The sequence below is a fragment of the Microbacterium sp. M1A1_1b genome (assembly GCF_053345565.1).
Map to the genome: position 1 here is coordinate 462,734 of NZ_JBKFAJ010000002.1, position 15,601 is coordinate 478,334.

A 15,601-nucleotide genomic window follows, 5' to 3' on the forward strand; every position below is an offset into this window, starting at 1 on the left:
CCGCTCAGCGGACGACGTCGCCCCACGCGAACCGCTCAGCGGACGACGTCGCCCCAGGCGTACCGCACGGTCGTGCCGTCCAGCACGAGCAGCGAGTCCGGCGCCCGGTCGAACAACCCCGACATCCCCACGGCGTCCGGCAGGTCGCCGTCCAGGCGTTCCAGCGTCGCGCGCCGCAGCGTCAGCGGCGGGTGCTGGCGCTGCCAGAACACCGTCTGCGCCAGGTGCCGTGCGTGGATCCCCGCGCGCGTGGTGAGCTCGGTCGCCAGGGGCGCGTCGTCGACCTCGCCGGCCACGACGCGGATCGAGGCGGCGTGACGGGGCTGACCCGGGCCTCCTGACCGGAGGCCCCGGGAACGCGCGTCGCGCAGGCTGCGGAACCGGCCGAGGGGCGAACCCGAGCGCTCCGGGTGCCGTACCGACCGGTACCGCAGCGAGTCCCCGCGACGCCGACCACGGGCGTGCGCGAACGTGTAGGGCACGCCGAGCAGCGCGTGCGCGGCGACGATGGCCGGCACGTTCGCGGTGTCGACCGTGCGGTAGACCACCCCGCGGCGTCCGTGGTCGTCGACGGTCAGGATCTCGATCGTGACCTCGGTCATCGACCCCAGACGCCCCGAGGGCGGGAACGGCGGCACCCGGGTCTCGCGGAAGACGTACGTCGTCAGGCCGGCCCAGGCGCTGCCGTCGACGACGTCCGGACGGGTGCCCCGCGGCACCATGTGCGCCAGCGACGCGGGGTCGTGCCGCCAGTGCGCGAAGACGACGTCCTGCCAGGCGTGCACGGTGACCGGCCGGTGGACCAGCGGGACGGACGCCCGCTCGCGCGAGGGCTGGGTCATCGCCGGGGCGCGTGCCGACCGACGCGCAGGGCCCAGACGACCAGCGGGGCCTGCAGGGGGAGTCGCAGCACCGACACCAGGCGCATCGCCCGCGACGACCGGGGACTGTCGAGCAGCTGCTTCGCCATGGTGACGTTCGCGGGGAAGACCGCCAGGAACAGCGCGGCGGCCGCCATCCCCGAGGCCCGACGCGTCGCGGGGACCAGCAGGCCGGCCGCGATGCCGAGCTCGGCGGCCCCGGAGAGCAGCGTGGTGGTGCGCGGCGGCAGGCCTTCGGGCACGATGCGGTCGTAGCCGCGCGGCCGGACGAAGTGCGTGATGCCGGCACCGCCGAGCAGGAGTGCGAGTGCGCCGGCGGTCCTGGTGGCGCGTCTGGCGCGTGCTGAGCGTCGTCCCATGGCCCCATCGTGGCCCGCCCGGTGCCGGTTCCTCCCAGTAGCACCCCAGGATCCAGAAGCACCCCAGGATGCGCCGGACCCTCCGTCAGACCAGGGCCGTCGCCACCAGGTCGAGGACCACCGCTGCGACGTCGGCCTTCGTGCCCTCGGCCCGGCGGACCACGTCGCCACCGGGAACAATGACCTCGATCGCGTTCTCCTCGCGCTCGAAGCCCTCGGACCAGCCGACCCGGTTCACGACGAGCATGTCGGCCGGCTTGCGGGCGATCTTGGCGCGGCCGAGCTCGATGCGGGCGTCACGGTCGGGTTCGGTCTCGGCGGCGAACCCGACGACGATCTGCCCGGTCCGGCGGTTCGCCACCAGGTCGGCCAGCACGTCGGGGTTCCGCACCAGCTCGAGCGACATCGTCTCGCCCTGGGTGTCCTTCTTGAGCTTCTCGGGCAGCACCTGGGCCGGCCGGTAGTCGGCCACCGCTGCGGTCATCACGATCACGTCGGCCTCGGTGGCAGCGGCGTGCACGGCGTCGGCGAGCTCGAGGGCGGACCCGACGGCGACGATGCGCGCGTCGAGTCCGGCGAGCAGCCCGCCGTCGATGTTGGCCGCCACCAGGGCGACCTCGGCTCCGCGGGCCGCGGCGGCCGTCGCGATCGCCACGCCCTGTCGGCCGCTCGAGCGGTTGCCGACGAAGCGGACGGGGTCGAAGGGCTCGCGGGTGCCGCCGGCGCTGACGACGACGCGGACGCCCGCCAGGTCGCCCTGTTCGCCGCGGGCACCGGTGCTGCCGACCGCGCCGGTGGTTCCGGTGCTGCCGGACTGGAGGCTCGGTGCGGCCCCGTCGGGTCGGCTCGCGGTGGTCGTCCGGTCGAGCACCGCCAGGGCGGCCGCCAGGATGTCCTCGGGTTCCGACATCCGGCCGATGCCCGCGTCGTCACCCGTCAGCGCGCCGACCTCGGGGCCGACCACGTGCACGCCGCGGCTGCGCAGGGTCGCCAGGTTCGCCCGGGTGGCGGGGTGTTCCCACATCTGCGGGTGCATCGCCGGTGCCACGACGACGGGTGCCTCGGTGGCGAGCAACGTCGTGCCGAGCAGGTCGCCGGCCAGTCCCGCGGCCATCCGGGCGAGCGAGTCGGCGGTGGCGGGGGCGACGACGACCAGGTCCGCCCGACGGCCGAGCGCCACGTGGCGGACCTCGGCGACGTCCTCGAACACGCTCGTGGTGACCGGGTTCCGGCTGAGTGCTTCGAGGGTGGGGAGCCCGACGAAGCGCAGCGCCCCCTCGGTCGGGACGACGTGCACGTCGTGGCCCGCCTTCACGAAGCCGCGGATGACCTGCACCGCCTTGTAGGCCGCGATGCCTCCGGTGATGCCGACGACGATGGTCCTGCGTGCTGCGGGTGCTCCGTTCACACCGCCCACGCTACCCGGGGCGGCGTGGAAGGATCGAGCGCATGTGCACCGTCGTCATCCGCGTCGATCCCGCGGCCGAGTGGCCCGTGACCATGCTCGCGATGCGCGACGAGTCCCCGAGCCGGCCGTGGGACCCGCCCGCGGCGTGGTGGCCCGAGCGCGACCCGGCCCTGCGCGGCGTCCGTGACCGTGAAGCCGGCGGCGCCTGGCTCGCGGCGTCGGACCAGGCCGGGCTCGCCGTCGTGCTGAACCGGTGGGAGGACGTGCCCGCGACCGACGGCACCTGGACCACCCGCGGGGTGCTGCCCCTCGACGCCCTGCAGGGAGCGCTCCCCGGTCACGACGACACCGTGCCGACCACGCGGGCCTTCAACCTGGTGCACGCCACGGCCTCGGGTGCGTCGGTCGTGTCGTGGGACGGGTCGCGCGTCCGCACCACCGAGCTCGGCCCCGGCGTGCACATGGTCACGCACGGCGAGCCCGACGACCCCGCGGCGCCCCGCGTCGGTCGGTGGCTCGGAGCGTTCCGCGCCGTGGCCGCACCGGACGGGCCGCCCGCCCTGGCGCCGTTCGACGAACTCCGGGCAGCGGACGCGGGGACCGACGCGGGCGACGGCTGGAGTCCCTGGTTCGGGCTGCTCGCCGAGTCCGCTGCCCTGCCCGCCGACGACCCGGACGCGATCCTGCGGGACACCGTCGAGCCCGAGGGACACTTCGCGACGCTGTCGATCGTCGCCGCTGCCGTCAGCCCAGGCCGGACGGTGCTGCAGCATGCCCGCCTGGCCGACCCCGGCGACATCCGCGGGTCGGTGGAGCTGCACCGCGCCTGAGCCGTGAGCGCCGGCGGCGCCGGGGGCGCCGGGGCGCGAGCGGTGCCTCCGCATCGCGCCCCCTGGCGGACACCGCGCCCCGGTGCACCGGGGCGCGATGCCCGTGGCGGGGTGCGATCGCGCCGCCCGCCCGGCGGCGGCGGGCCGGTGAGGGCCGCACCGCCCGCCCGGCGGCGGCGGGCCGAGCGCCGCGTGAGCTCGCGCGACCCCGCACCGGCGCGAGCCCGCGCGGCGCCGCACCCGGCCGCGCCGGCGTGGCGGAGGCGCACCGGGCCTCCCGTCCGGTGTCTGAGCGCACCGGAAGCGGACGGGGTACGCGCCCACCGCCTCGCCGCGGTCCACGGGCGTAGCGTCCCCGGCCGTGACCCCACCACCCCGTACCCTGCTCGCCGCCGTGCTGGCGGTCGCCGCGGCGCTCACGCTCGGCGCCTGTTCCGAGGACTCCTCGGTCGCCGCTGCACGGACTCTGGTGCCCACGGCGTCCGCGCGACCGTGGGACCACGCAGCGCACGTGCGGGTGGTCGTGGTGGGGGACTCGATCAGCGGTGGACACGGGCTCACCGAGTCGCAGGCCTGGCCCGCGCTGCTGGCCGAACACCAGCACTGGGCGCTCACGAACCTGTCCTGCGACGGTGCCGGTGTCGCGGCCCTGGGTGACGACGACGACTGCGCCAGCGCCTACCCGACCCTGATCAAGCGGGCGGTGGTGCTCCGGCCGCAGGTGGTGCTCGTGCAGGCGAGCTCGAACGACCTGGGCATGGACGACGCCGAGATCCGCAGCGCCACGAACCAGGTGGTGGCCGACGTGCACCGCCGGCTGCCCGGGGCGCGGTTGATCGGGCTCAGCGCGATCTGGAACCAGGACGCCCCGCCCGCGCAGCTCGCCGTCATCTCGAAGGCCCTGCGCAAGGCCATCCAGCACGAGGGCGGGCAGTACGTCGACATCGGCACACCGCTGCGCGGGCACCCGAGCTGGATGCAGTCGGACGACGTGCACCCGACGGTCCAGGGGCAGCAGGCGATCGAGGCGTCGGTCGCCGCGGCGTTCACGCGCGACGACGTGCAGTTCTGACGGAGCGTCTGACCCGACCGGCCGCCGGGGGCTGGCTCAGGCAGGTGGCTTCGTGCCGGTCAGGTCCTCGGCCACGGCCCACAGGCTGCGCGCCAGGTCCGTGCTGCGCGCCGATCCCGGGATCGACACCGTGGTCGTCGGCCCGGTGATGCCGAGCGGCCCCGACGGGCCGTAGTAGGCGCCACCGACGGCAGAGCGCCCGACCGCGGCGAACAGCAGCGGTTCGCTGCCCTGCTCGACGCCCTGCGTGAAGGGCCAGGCACGCTGACTCGATGACACCGGCTTCGACCGGCCGAGTGAGCGTCCCGCCGACTGCAGGTTCGTGCGCGTGTAGCCCGGGTGCGCGGCGGTGGACACGAGCGGCCAGTCGAGCTCGACCGACAGCGTGTGCAGGTGCAGCGCGAGCAGCAGGTCGGCGAGCTTCGACTGGGCGTACGCGCGCCACGGGGAGTACCCGCGCGTCCACTGCAGGTCGTCGAAGCGGATCCGGCCGGGGATCGCCGCCAGGCTCGACATCGTCGCCACGCGCGGTGCCGCGGCCCGCAGCAGCGCCGGCATCAGCAGGTTCGTCAGCGCGAACGGACCGAGGTAGTTCGTGCCGAACTGCAGCTCGAAGCCGTCGACGGTCTCGAACCGCTTCGGCGGCGCCATCACGCCCGCGTTGTTCACCAGGACGTCGAGGGGGCGGTCGTCCGCGATGATGCCCGCCGCGAAGCGCCGCACGCTCGCCAGGTCGGCCAGGTCGAGCTCACGGACCTCGACGTCGGCGTGCGGGAACTGCCGGCGGATCGATGCGGCCGCCTCGTCGCCCTTCGCCGTCGTCCGCACCGCGATCACGACCGACGCGCCGGCCTCGGCGAGTCGGGTGGCGGTCTCGCGGCCGGTGCCGCTGTTCGATCCGGTCACGACGATGCGGCGTCCGGTCTGGTCGGGGATCTTCGGCATGCGAGGGACGGTACACGCGGGCGCTGGACCGTCCGCCGCGGGCGCTGGACCGTGCGCCGCGGGCGCTGGACCGTCCGCCGCTGGCGCTGGACCCGGCGATGCGATCGTGCTAGATTCATGCAAACGCATTCACTTGGAGGACGCGATGAGCAACGCATTCGGTACCGGTCGCCCCTCGGACGTGCCGCCGCCCGCCCCGGACCGTGTCGGCCCCGTGCAGATGGGCCTGGACACGTTCGGCGACGTCACCGAACTCGCCGACGGCTCGATGCAGTCCGACGCGCAGAGCATCCGCGACGTCGTCGACCAGGCCGTCCTGGCCGACCAGGTGGGCATCGACTTCATCGGCGTCGGCGAGCACCACCGCGAGGACTTCGTGGTGAGCGCCCCCGAGGTCGTCCTCGCCGCCATCGCCGCCCGCACCGAGCGCATCCGCATCGGCAGCGCCGTCACGGTCCTGTCGAGCGACGACCCGGTCCGCGTGTACGAGCGCTTCGCGACCGTGGACGCGCTGTCGAACGGCCGCGCCGAGGTCATCCTGGGCCGTGGCTCGTTCACCGAGTCCTTCCCGCTGTTCGGCTACGAGCTCGGCGACTACGAGGTCCTGTTCGAGGAGAAGCTCCAGCTCTGGGCAGCCCTGCGCGGCGGCGACGCGGTCACGTGGAGCGGCACCAAGCGCGCGTCGCTGACCGACCAGGACGTCTTCCCGAAGCTCGAGCACGGCCCGATCCCGACGTGGGTCGGCGTCGGCGGTTCGCCCCAGTCGGTCATCCGCGCCGCGTCGTACGGCCTGCCCCTGTTCCTGGCCATCATCGGCGGGCAGCCGGCGCAGTTCGCCCCGTTCTCGCGCCTGTACCGCCAGGCCCTGACGCAGCTCGAGCTCCCGCAGCAGCCGATCGCGATGCACTCGCCCGGGTTCATCGCCGCCACGGACGAAGAAGCGGCCGAGCGCTACTGGCCCTACCACAAGGCCGTCACCGACCGCCTGGGTCGGGAGCGCGGCTGGCCGCCTCTGGACACCGCGCAGTACCAGGCCGGGCTGTCCGCCGGCGGGTCGCTGTACGTCGGCTCGCCCGAGACCGTCGCGCGCAAGATCGCCCGCAACATGCGCATCCTCGGGGTCACCCGGTTCGACATGCGCTACGCCACGGGGCGCCTGCCGCACGCCGACATGATGCGCTCGATCGAGCTGTACGGCACGGCCGTCGCACCGCGCGTGCGCGAGCTGCTCGCCGAGCCCGTCCCCGTCCCGTAGCGCGCTTCTGCGCGCGTTCGAGGGAGCAGCTGTCGTCGGGTCGACGCGACCCACACGACGGTTCCTGCTCCCTCGATGGCCGTCAGCCGACCTGACGGACGGGAGGCGCGCCTCCAGTCCGTCACGGAATCTCTCGGGGGTGCCGGGTACCGTCCACGGCATGCCGTCGCGTCCTGCAGTCACCGAACGTCGTTTCCGTGGTCGGATCATGGGCGTCGGGACGACGTCCGGCGTCCGCCTGGTGATCGGGATGTGGGACCGCTCCCCGTTCGGTGCGTTCACGGACGTCTTCGTGGAGCTGCCCGACGGGTCGAGCGTGCTGCTGGCCCCGGACGAGATCGTCGCCGCCTACGTGTCCGGCACGTACCGCTTCGACGCCGTCGACGTCGTCCCCGTGCACGCACGCCGGACCACAGCCGGGCTGGAGCTCGACGCCGGACAGCTGCACGCCTCGATCGACGTCGGCACGATCTCGCCGCTCGGCCGCGTGCTCCGGGTCGTGCCGAAGCCCATCGCCCGCGACCCGCGCTGGCTGCGGGCGATCGACCCGATCGCGCGGCTCGTCGCACCCGGTGCCGGCACCGCGGGGTCGGCCGGCAACGGTCGCCGCGAGTACTACGGCGTGACCGGGGCGCACGACGTCACCGGCGTGCGCGGGACCTGGGCGGGGGAGCCCCTCGGGACGCTGGCGCCGCTCGACCCGCCGGTGCGCTTCGGGTTCGCGTCGATGCCGCGCATCCCGCAGGTCGTCGACGTCGAGACCACCATCCTCGAGCCAGCCTGACGCGGCGCCCCGCTGGCGGCGGCCCGCGCTGGCGGCCTGCGCTGGCGGCCTGCGTCGCCGAGTCTCGGCTCCTCGGACAGTCTGCGCCGTCCACTCGCCGCGATCTGTCCGCTGGGCCGAGTCTCGGCGCCGCCGGGTCGGCCTGGCTGGGGCCGAGTCTCGGCGCGGCCCCACGCAGCTGGCACGGCTGGCCCCGAGCGTGCACGGACCACGTGCCGGACGCGTCCAGACTGCGGGGGCAGACTGGACCGAACGGTACGGCCCCGCAGGGCCCGGCACGTCCGGCGACACGGGGCGCACGATGCGAAGGAGCACCATGACCGACAACCAGACCGACCAGCGGGCCGCCATCTCGGACATCGTCCACGGAGCCCGGACGGCCCTCCTGACCACCGTCAGCGAGGACGGCAGCCTGCACGCCCGCCCGCTCGCGGTGCAGGACAAGACCTTCGACGGCACCCTGCGCTTCCTGGTGCAGGACGGCAGCGAGAAGGTCGACGACATCGCCAGGAACCCGCACGTGAACGTCGCGATCGAGTCCCAGGGCGGCTACCTGTCCATCGCCGGCACCGCCACGGTCAGCAAGGACGACTCGGTCATCGACGACCTGTGGTCCCCGTTCGCCGAGGCCTGGTTCCCGGACGGCCGCGAGGACCCGAGCATCCGACTGCTCACGGTCGAGGGGGACTCGGTCGAGTACTGGACCCAGGACACCGGCCCGGTCGGCAGCCTCGTGCAGACGATGAAGGCCGCGCTCGGCAAGCAGGACCGGCCCGACGTCGGGTCGCACGGCACGATCGAGCTCTGACCGCGGCGCGGCGCTGCTCGGTCCGTTCCGGCGGGCCGAGCAGTGGCGCTCGGTGGCCTCCGGCGGGCCGAGCAGTGACGGTCGGGGGCCTACGGCGGGCCGAGCAGCCACAGCACCGCGATCAACACGGGCTGTCCGGCAAGGGCGCAGGTGACCAGGGTCCACCGCATCCACGGCCGGGCGACCAGCTCGGGGGACCCGAACAGGGGCGCGAGCGGCATGAGCAGCCGGGGCGTCGACGCCATCGGGAGCGACACCGCGAAGACGTACAGCGCGTACGCGCCGGCGAACACGACGGTGGTGAGCCCGAGCTTCCGGGTCGACCGACGGGCGAGCCACACCGGGTAGGCGATCAGGAGTCCGATGACGACGACCACCCCGATGGTGCCCGTCCAGGTCGCGGCGGTCAGGAACCACGGCGTCAACGGCACGAAGTCCACGCGGCCGATGAACGCCACCCACCACGACATCTCGGTCGCCAGGTAGGCGTCGGGGCGGCCGGTGACGTGCGACGCGATGAGCGGCCACGCCACACCGGCGAGCACCATCACGACGCCCGCGGCGACGACCTGCGCCTGTTCCCGCAGCGGGAAGTCGTCGAGCACCCGTCCCTGGCTGCGTCGCGCCCGGATCCACCGCACCAGTGCGACCACACCGAGCGTCAGTGGGATCGCGAGCGCACCCGGCCGGGTGAACGCGGCCACCACGCCGAGCACGGTGAGCAGCCCGTACCGCCGGTGTTCGAGCGCCAACAGCGCGCCGAAGGTGAGCGCCAGGAACAGGCTCTCCGCGTAGCCGACCTGCAGCAGGAACGACAGCGGACCACACGTGAAGAAGAACACCGCCCACAGCGCCGCCGCGTCCCCGGCACGGTCGCGCACCAGGCGGTGCAGCAGGAACGCCGCGATCAGGCCGGCGGCGAGTGCGATGAGCGGCGCGGCGACCTCGAAGGTCATGCCCGTCCACACCGTCACGAACCGGATCAGGAAGGGGAACGTCGGCAGGAACGCCCAGGCGTTCTGCGCGACGTGGCCGGTGGCGTCGAGCGGCAGCGTCGAAGGGTACCCGTGCAACGAGATCTGCTCGTAGTACTGGCCGTCCCAGGCGGTCAGGAACCGCAGGAAGCCGTGGTCGTTGCCCCAGATCGCGTTGTCCGGCATGGCCCGCCCGGCCAGCGGGTAGACGATGGCCAACCAGGACGTCGACACCAGGCGTCCGCCGAACCAGACGAGCACCACGGTGGCCCACACGGGCAGACTCGTGACGACGTCGAGGACACGGCGACGGCCGGAGGCGATCGACGACGGGGCGGACGGCACTCCCCGACGATAGCGGCCCGTTCCTGGGGGGCCCGCGCAACGCGCACTGGAGGCCCGACCCGCGTTGTGCAGGCCGGAACCCGCCACCACGTGGCCGGCTGGGTCCGACGCGGTCGCCCTAGCCTGGAGCTCCCGTCCGCCACCTCGCAAGGAGTCCCACGTGCCGAAGACCGCCATCGTGACCGACAACGCCCCGAAGCCCGCCGGCCCCTACAGCCAGGGCATCGTCGCCGGCGGGTTCCTGTACACCGCCGGGTTCGGCCCGCAGGACCCGGCAACCGGCGCGATCGCCGACGACGTCGCCGGTCAGACCGCCCAGGTGCTGGCGAACATCAGCGCGGTGCTGGCCGAGCGCGGCGCCACGCTGGACGACGTCGTGAAGTCGACCGTGCACCTTGAGCACTCCGACCGTGACTTCGCGGCCTTCAACGCCGAGTACGCGAAGCACTTCTCCGAGCCGTACCCGGTCCGCACCACCGTGCAGTCGCACCTGGCGTCGATCCTGGTCGAGATCGACGTCGTCGCGCTGCTGCCGGGCTGAGCGAGCGCGCGTGCCCCCGGTCACCGTTCTCTGCGGAGTCCGCGGCCGGGGGTCGCGTGCGTCAGGGCGCCGTCGGCCAGCACGGGCACCCCGGCGACCAGGACGTCGTCGATGCCCTCGGCCAGGCGCATCGGGTGCGCGTAGGTCGAGCGTGCAGCCACCCGGGCGGGATCGACCACGACCAGGTCGGCGACCGCTCCGGGCACCACGACGCCACGGGCACCCAGGCGGTGGCGCTCGACGGCCGTCGCGGACAGGTGCTGCGTCGTCTCGGGCCAGCTCAGCCGACCGGGCAGCGTGTACTCCTGCAGGGTGCGCGCGAACGTGCCGTACGCCCGGGGGTGCGGGTGCGTCCCGACGAAGATGCCGTCTGAGCCGGCCATGTGCCCGGGCAGACGGAACAGCGGCGTCAGCTCGTCGGCCGTCCTGGGCCGGGGAACCCGCATCACGGCGGTGACCTGCAGTGCCGAGTCGACCAGCACGTCGAGCGCCAGGTCGAGCGGGTCGCTGCCGGTCAGCTCGGCGGCCTCGGCGAGGGTCCGGCCCTGCAGTGCGTGGAACTCGGGCGCCGGCACGTGCGACAGCATGACCTGGTCGGCCCACCCGGTGCCCAGGTCGGCGCGGGCGAGCACCCGGTCGAGCACCCGTCCTCGAACGTGGGCCCGGCCAGCGGGGTCGGCGACCGCCCGCGCCAGGTCGGGTGTCCCCGGTCGGGCGAGCTCGGCGGGCAGCAGCAGCATCGACAGGATCGTGCACCCGCGCGAGTACGGGTACGCGTCGAACGTCATCGGTGCGCCGGACCGTGCCAGCGCGTCGAGCGCTCCCACTGCCAGGTCCACCGGCGCGTGCAGGTGGGACACGTGCGCCCGGACGCCGGTCGCCCGGACGATCTCGGCGATCTCGTCGAGCCCGGCGCGGGCGTTGCCCTCGTAGCCGCCGCGCATGTGCGACACGTACAGCGCATCGGCGTCCGCGACCTCGACACACAGCGCGATCAGCTCCGCGGTGTCGGCGTACAGGCCCGGCACGTAGTCGAGCCCGGTCGCCAGCCCGACCGCGCCGGCGTCGAGCCCGTCCCGCACCATCGTCCGCATGGCCCGGCGTTCGTGGGGTGCGGCGGGCCCGGGCTCGTCGCCGCGCACCGCGTGGCGGACGGTGCCGGCGGGCACGAGCACGGCGACGTTCAGCGGCGTCGTGTCGTCGTACGTGGCGAGCAGCCCGCCGATGCCGGTGCCGTCGTGGCGCGGGTGCGGTCCGTCGATCGCGGCGAAGTACGTGTCCGCGTACACGCCACCCCCGGGTGCGGGACCGACGCCGTCCTGCCCCGTGACGATCGTCGTGACGCCCTGCCGTAGCAGCGCGAGCTGGACCTGCGGCTCGAACACGAGCGACCCGGCGTGGGAGTGCGCGTCGACGAACCCCGGCAGCACCAGGCGCTCGCCGCAGTCGATCACGACGGCGTCCGCGGGGACGGCGAGACCGGGGCCGACGTCACTGATGCGGTCGCCCTCGACGAGCACGTCCGCGCGCACCACGTCGTCCGCACCGACCACCGATCCGCCGCGCAGCAGGACCGGGCGTCGGGGGTCCGGGGCGTCGTCGGTCATCGGCGCATCGCCGCCACGAGCCGCTCGGCACGGGTCCGCAGGGCGTCGAGGTCACCCGAGGTCAGCGCGTCGCCGACGAGAGGGGAGCCGAGTCCGACGGCGACGGCGCCGGCGTCCAGGTAGTCGCACGCGTCGTCGATCCCGATGCCCCCGGTCGGGATGACGTCGACGAAGTCGAGCGGGGCGAGCACCTGGCGAAGGAACGCGGGGCCGCCGAGCTGCGCGGCTGGGAACACCTTGACGGCCCGGGCGCCGAGCTGCCAGGCGCGCACGATCTCGGTCGGGGTGGCCGCACCCGGGTACCACCCCAGGCCGCGCTCGTGGGCGCGCTCCCCGATGGCGGCGTCGGTGTGCGGACTCACCGCGAACGACGCACCGAGCGCGGCGGCCTCGTCGAGCTGTCGGGGGTCGAGCACCGTCCCGACGCCGACCGTCGCGGCGCTGCCGTGGCGTTCGACGGCCGACGCGATGCCCTCGCGCCACCCGGGGGTGTTCGTGGTGATCTCGATCGCCCGGACGCCGGCCTCGACCAGGGTGCGGACGACGTCGTCGACGTGCTCGCCGTTCCCGCCCCGCAGGATCGCGATGGCGGGACCGGCCTGGTGCCGGTGCCGGGCCGGGGCTGCGTCGGTTCGGGTGGTGTCGGTCATGGTGTCGTTCCTTCGCGGTGGGGTCAGCGGTCGACGCGGTCGTGCACGGCGTGGTCGATGCCGGTCGTGTCGACCAGGCCGAGGGCGGTCGGGTCGGGCCGGCGCCAGTCGCCGTCGACGGTGCACGCGAGGGCCCCGGCGTCCGCGGCCCGGTCGAGCGCATCCGCGGGGACGGCACCCGCCAGGTCCGCGGCGAGCCACGCGGCGACGAACGCGTCACCGGCACCGACGGGGTCGACCACGGTGACCGGACTGGCACGACGGCGGTGCAGGACGCCGTCGATCGAGGCCACGGCGCCGCGGGACCCGAGCTTCACGACCGCCCGGCCGTTCGCCAGTGCTGCGAGTCCGTGGGCGAGCGACTCCTCATCGCCCGGGCGTTCGTCGTGCCCCAGGACCAGGCGGGCCTCGTCGTCCCCGGCGAACACGACCCGGGCCTGCGCGGCGACCGCCCGGTACCACCCGCGGCCGGTGGCGTCCTCGACGAGCTTCGGCCGGTGGTTCACGTCGAACGACACGGGCACACCGGCGTCGGCGGCGCGGACGATCGCCGCGTGCACGGTCTCGCGGGCGGTGTCGGACAGGGCGAGCGTGATCCCGGAGACGTGCAGCAGCCGGGCCTGCTCGACCAACCCCGAGGGCAGGTCACCCGGGTGGAGGGCCGACGCCGCCGAGCCCCGGCGGTGGTAGGTCACGCGGGTGCGCCCGTCCGGCAGGCGTTCCTTGAGCATGATTCCCGTCGACCGTGCGGCGTCGCGGACCGGGACGACGTCGACGCCCTCGGCAGCGACGTCCGTCAGCACCCGGTCACCAGCGGGGTCGGTGCCGACCCGGCCGACCCAGGTCACGGCGACCCCGGCGCGGGCCAGGCCGATCGCGACGTTGCTCTCGGAGCCGCCGGTGTCGACCGCCACGGTGTCCAGGTCGGCCAGCGCACCGCGGCCGGACAGCAGCAGCATGGTCTCGCCGAACGTCAGGACGCCGGTCACCGTGCGCTCCGGGCGAGGGCGAGCTGGGCCGACGACGAACCCAGCGCGACCGAGATCTCGAGCGCGGTGCGGACGACCCCGCTGCCGAGCGACCGGACGGCCGACGCCGGGAAGCGTGCGGCCAGGCCCGAGATGCTCATCGCGCCGACGACCTGGTTGGCGTGCCCGAGCACCGGGGCGGCGACGCAGCGGATGTCGGGCTCGTTCTCGCGGTCGTCGATCCCGAAGCCGCGGTCGCGTGTGCGGGCGACCTCGCTCCGCCAGCGGTCGTCGTCCGTGATGGTGTGCTCGGTCGTTGCCGGGACGGGGTGCTCCACGACCCGGTCGAGCAGCTCCGGCGGCCCGAACGCCACGATGGCCTTGCCCGACGCGGTGTTGCGCATGGGCAGGCGGTTGCCGATCCGTGACGCCATCCGGACGGTCCCGCGCGTCTCGACCTTGTCGACGTAGACGATGTCGGTGCCGTCGGGGACGACCAGGTGGCAGGTCAGCCCGGTCTGCTCGGCGGTCCGGCGGAGGAACGGCGCGGCAGCGGTCCGCAGGTCGATGCCCTCGAGGTAGCTCTGCCCGAGCAGCAGCGACCCGAGCCCCAGCGTGAACCCCGCGTCGGGCGTCCGGCGCAGCAGGTCGTTCTCGAGCATCGGCGCGGTCAGGCGCAGGACCGTCGACTTCGACGTGCCGAGCGCGGTGCTCAGCGTCGTCAGGCTGACCGACGGTTCGCCGCTCCGGGTGCGGTCGGCGACCAGGTCGAGGATCCGCAGCCCCCGGCGGAGCGACAGCGCGGCGTTCCGGGGCGGCAGCCCGGTGGTGTCCATCAGAACCACGTCGCGATCGTCTCGACCACGACGTCGTCGTCGTCCAGCACGTGCACCTGCCGCCACTTGTCGAACACCGTGCACGGGTGCGAGATGCCGAACACGACGACGTCACCCGGCGTCAGGGTCGCCCCGTCGGCCAGCGCGAGGTAGCAGTGCTGGTCGTCCAGGCGGGTGACGGTGACCGTCCCGGGTGCCGGAGCGGTCGGCGTGACGGGCTCCGCGCCTCCAGACCGGGCCGACGGGTCGGCGGCGAAGCGCCGGACCTGGCGGACCACCGGCAGCCCCTCGTCGAAGGAGATGTCCCGCTTGCCGACGGCCACGAGCGCCAGCCCGGGTTCCGGGCACGACGTGACGCGCCCCCAGACCTCGATCGCGGCGACCAGGGCGCCCTCGGTCGGGTGCCGCCGGAACGGCGTGCGCGCCGCGTAGAAGCCGTCGTCGTGGGTCAGGGACGCGCCGGAGCGGAGCAGGACGTCCAGGTCGTCGGGTCGGTTCGCGACGGCGTCGGTCACGGCGTCGAACCAGGCGCTGCCGCCCATGCTCAGCAGCGCGCGCTCGCCAGCGACGAGGGGGCGGACGGCCGCGGCGACGTCGAGGACCCCGGACACGTACGCGCGGGCGGCGTCGACGCCGGGCAGGCCGCCCTCGTACCCGGACACCCCGCGCAGCACCAGCCCGGCATCGGATGCGGCTCGGGCCACCGCCAGCGCGTCGGAGGCCGACCGCACGCCCGTCCGGCCACCGGCGAAGCCGACCTCGACGAGCACGTGGACCCGGCCCCCCACGGCGATGCCGGCTGCGGCAGCCGCTACGACGCCGTCGTGCGAGTCGACGTAGCAGAGCACGTCCGAGTCGGGATCGACGCTGCGGCGGGAGGCGAGCCAGGCCAGGCCGGCGGGGTCGAGGACCTCGTTCGCCACCAGCACGTGCCGCAGCCCGTGCTCCCAGGCGACCATGGCCTGCTGCACCGAAGCCACCGTGACGCCCCATGCCCCCGCGTCCACCTGTCGCCGGGCGAGCGCGGGGGCCATGTGCGTCTTCATGTGCGGTGCGAACCGGAAGCCGTGCCGCTCGACGTAGGCCTGCATCACGGCGACGTTGGTCCGGAGCGCGGCGTCGCGGAGGGTCATCACCGGCAACAGTGCATCGTGCAGCACGTGGTGCGGGAGCGGGCTCGCCGGGTCCCAGGCGCCCTTCGCCGTCACGGTGGCGGGGGTGGTCGACATCGATCCTCCTTCGTCGCCTCCACGGTCGTGCAGGGGCACCCGCGGGGACAACAGCCTCGGCCTCAGCGTTCCACGTTGCAGAACCGCACGTCCAGCGAGCGGGTCCGGC

General features: G+C 74.3%; 16 protein-coding genes. 6 read left to right on the forward strand and 10 right to left on the reverse strand.

What is annotated here, in order from left to right; translation table 11 throughout:
• Positions 1-35: 35 nt before the first annotated feature.
• The 3 genes from ACLBWP_RS06840 to ACLBWP_RS06850 all read right to left on the reverse strand — a co-directional run bounded on the left by ACLBWP_RS06840 (position 36) and on the right by ACLBWP_RS06850 (position 2,648).
• A complete protein-coding gene (locus ACLBWP_RS06840) occupies positions 36-842 on the reverse strand; it encodes a YqjF family protein (RefSeq protein WP_447654602.1) in 807 nt (268 codons plus the stop codon).
• Entirely contained in the window at positions 839-1,240 is a 402-nt protein-coding gene (locus tag ACLBWP_RS06845) for a DoxX family protein (protein WP_447654603.1), read from the reverse strand. Before ACLBWP_RS06845 ends, ACLBWP_RS06840 begins: the two co-directional genes overlap by 4 nt.
• Before the next feature lie 85 nt (positions 1,241-1,325).
• The gene (locus ACLBWP_RS06850) at positions 1,326-2,648 is read right to left on the reverse strand and encodes a bifunctional phosphopantothenoylcysteine decarboxylase/phosphopantothenate synthase (RefSeq protein WP_447654604.1); all 1,323 of its coding nucleotides are present in this window, start codon (positions 2,646-2,648) and stop codon (positions 1,326-1,328) included.
• Positions 2,649-2,689: 41 nt separating this feature from the next.
• Between ACLBWP_RS06850 and ACLBWP_RS06855 the strand changes: the two genes are divergently transcribed.
• Together ACLBWP_RS06855 and ACLBWP_RS06860 are read left to right on the forward strand one after the other, a co-directional pair.
• Complete coding sequence (locus ACLBWP_RS06855; RefSeq protein WP_447654605.1) at positions 2,690-3,478, forward strand: NRDE family protein; 789 nt, start codon at positions 2,690-2,692, stop codon at positions 3,476-3,478.
• A 361-nt stretch (positions 3,479-3,839) separates the two neighbouring features.
• The gene (locus ACLBWP_RS06860) at positions 3,840-4,550 is read left to right on the forward strand and encodes an SGNH/GDSL hydrolase family protein (RefSeq protein WP_447654606.1); all 711 of its coding nucleotides are present in this window, start codon (positions 3,840-3,842) and stop codon (positions 4,548-4,550) included.
• Positions 4,551-4,586: 36 nt separating this feature from the next.
• Here the strand turns inward: ACLBWP_RS06860 and ACLBWP_RS06865 are convergent, their stop codons facing one another.
• Positions 4,587-5,495, reverse strand: a complete 909-nt coding sequence (locus tag ACLBWP_RS06865; protein ID WP_447654607.1) for an SDR family oxidoreductase — start codon at positions 5,493-5,495, stop codon at positions 4,587-4,589.
• 145 nt (positions 5,496-5,640) lie between these two features.
• Here ACLBWP_RS06865 and ACLBWP_RS06870 point away from each other — a divergent pair, with 145 nt between their 5' ends.
• The 3 genes from ACLBWP_RS06870 (at position 5,641) to ACLBWP_RS06880 (ending at position 8,342) form a co-directional block, all read left to right on the forward strand.
• Positions 5,641-6,750, forward strand: a complete 1,110-nt coding sequence (locus ACLBWP_RS06870) for an LLM class flavin-dependent oxidoreductase (protein ID WP_243561802.1) — start codon at positions 5,641-5,643, stop codon at positions 6,748-6,750.
• A 160-nt stretch (positions 6,751-6,910) separates the two neighbouring features.
• A complete protein-coding gene (locus tag ACLBWP_RS06875) occupies positions 6,911-7,534 on the forward strand; it encodes a hypothetical protein (protein WP_243561801.1) in 624 nt (207 codons plus the stop codon).
• 316 nt (positions 7,535-7,850) lie between these two features.
• Positions 7,851-8,342, forward strand: coding sequence for a pyridoxamine 5'-phosphate oxidase family protein (locus tag ACLBWP_RS06880; protein ID WP_243561800.1), 492 nt, complete (start codon positions 7,851-7,853; stop codon positions 8,340-8,342).
• A gap of 89 nt (positions 8,343-8,431) precedes the next feature.
• Here the strand turns inward: ACLBWP_RS06880 and ACLBWP_RS06885 are convergent, their stop codons facing one another.
• A complete protein-coding gene (locus ACLBWP_RS06885; RefSeq protein ID WP_243561799.1) occupies positions 8,432-9,661 on the reverse strand; it encodes a hypothetical protein in 1,230 nt (409 codons plus the stop codon).
• 160 nt (positions 9,662-9,821) lie between these two features.
• On the opposite strand from ACLBWP_RS06885, the gene ACLBWP_RS06890 reads away from it, so the two are divergent.
• Positions 9,822-10,202, forward strand: coding sequence for a RidA family protein (locus tag ACLBWP_RS06890; RefSeq protein ID WP_447654608.1), 381 nt, complete (start codon positions 9,822-9,824; stop codon positions 10,200-10,202).
• 20 nt (positions 10,203-10,222) lie between these two features.
• Here ACLBWP_RS06890 and ACLBWP_RS06895 read toward each other — a convergent pair whose 3' ends face one another.
• The 5 genes from ACLBWP_RS06895 to ACLBWP_RS06915 are packed head-to-tail and all read right to left on the reverse strand — an operon-like array spanning position 10,223 to position 15,492.
• Positions 10,223-11,809 (reverse strand): N-acyl-D-amino-acid deacylase family protein, encoded by a 1,587-nt coding sequence (locus tag ACLBWP_RS06895; protein ID WP_447654609.1) that lies wholly within the window; start codon positions 11,807-11,809, stop codon positions 10,223-10,225.
• Positions 11,806-12,459, reverse strand: a complete 654-nt coding sequence (locus tag ACLBWP_RS06900; RefSeq protein WP_447654610.1) for a bifunctional 4-hydroxy-2-oxoglutarate aldolase/2-dehydro-3-deoxy-phosphogluconate aldolase — start codon at positions 12,457-12,459, stop codon at positions 11,806-11,808. The genes ACLBWP_RS06895 and ACLBWP_RS06900 overlap by 4 nt, the downstream gene beginning before the upstream one ends.
• Positions 12,460-12,482: 23 nt before the next feature.
• A complete protein-coding gene (locus ACLBWP_RS06905; protein WP_447654611.1) occupies positions 12,483-13,448 on the reverse strand; it encodes a sugar kinase in 966 nt (321 codons plus the stop codon).
• Entirely contained in the window at positions 13,445-14,263 is an 819-nt protein-coding gene (locus ACLBWP_RS06910; protein ID WP_447654844.1) for an IclR family transcriptional regulator, read from the reverse strand. The genes ACLBWP_RS06905 and ACLBWP_RS06910 overlap by 4 nt, the downstream gene beginning before the upstream one ends.
• Positions 14,263-15,492 (reverse strand): alanine racemase, encoded by a 1,230-nt coding sequence (locus tag ACLBWP_RS06915; protein WP_447654612.1) that lies wholly within the window; start codon positions 15,490-15,492, stop codon positions 14,263-14,265. The genes ACLBWP_RS06910 and ACLBWP_RS06915 overlap by 1 nt, the downstream gene beginning before the upstream one ends.
• Between the last annotated feature and the right edge of the window lie 109 nt (positions 15,493-15,601).

Coding starts and splice junctions, on each gene's coding strand:
- ACLBWP_RS06870 (WP_243561802.1), top strand. CDS start 5,641: ATGAGCAACGCATTCGGTACCGGTCGCCCCTCGGACGTGCCGCCGCCC.
- ACLBWP_RS06895 (WP_447654609.1), bottom strand. CDS start 11,809: ATGACCGACGACGCCCCGGACCCCCGACGCCCGGTCCTGCTGCGCGGC.
- ACLBWP_RS06900 (WP_447654610.1), bottom strand. CDS start 12,459: ATGACCGACACCACCCGAACCGACGCAGCCCCGGCCCGGCACCGGCAC.
- ACLBWP_RS06880 (WP_243561800.1), top strand. CDS start 7,851: ATGACCGACAACCAGACCGACCAGCGGGCCGCCATCTCGGACATCGTC.
- ACLBWP_RS06845 (WP_447654603.1), bottom strand. CDS start 1,240: ATGGGACGACGCTCAGCACGCGCCAGACGCGCCACCAGGACCGCCGGC.
- ACLBWP_RS06855 (WP_447654605.1), top strand. CDS start 2,690: ATGTGCACCGTCGTCATCCGCGTCGATCCCGCGGCCGAGTGGCCCGTG.
- ACLBWP_RS06915 (WP_447654612.1), bottom strand. CDS start 15,492: ATGTCGACCACCCCCGCCACCGTGACGGCGAAGGGCGCCTGGGACCCG.
- ACLBWP_RS06865 (WP_447654607.1), bottom strand. CDS start 5,495: ATGCCGAAGATCCCCGACCAGACCGGACGCCGCATCGTCGTGACCGGA.
- ACLBWP_RS06840 (WP_447654602.1), bottom strand. CDS start 842: ATGACCCAGCCCTCGCGCGAGCGGGCGTCCGTCCCGCTGGTCCACCGG.
- ACLBWP_RS06910 (WP_447654844.1), bottom strand. CDS start 14,263: ATGGACACCACCGGGCTGCCGCCCCGGAACGCCGCGCTGTCGCTCCGC.
- ACLBWP_RS06875 (WP_243561801.1), top strand. CDS start 6,911: ATGCCGTCGCGTCCTGCAGTCACCGAACGTCGTTTCCGTGGTCGGATC.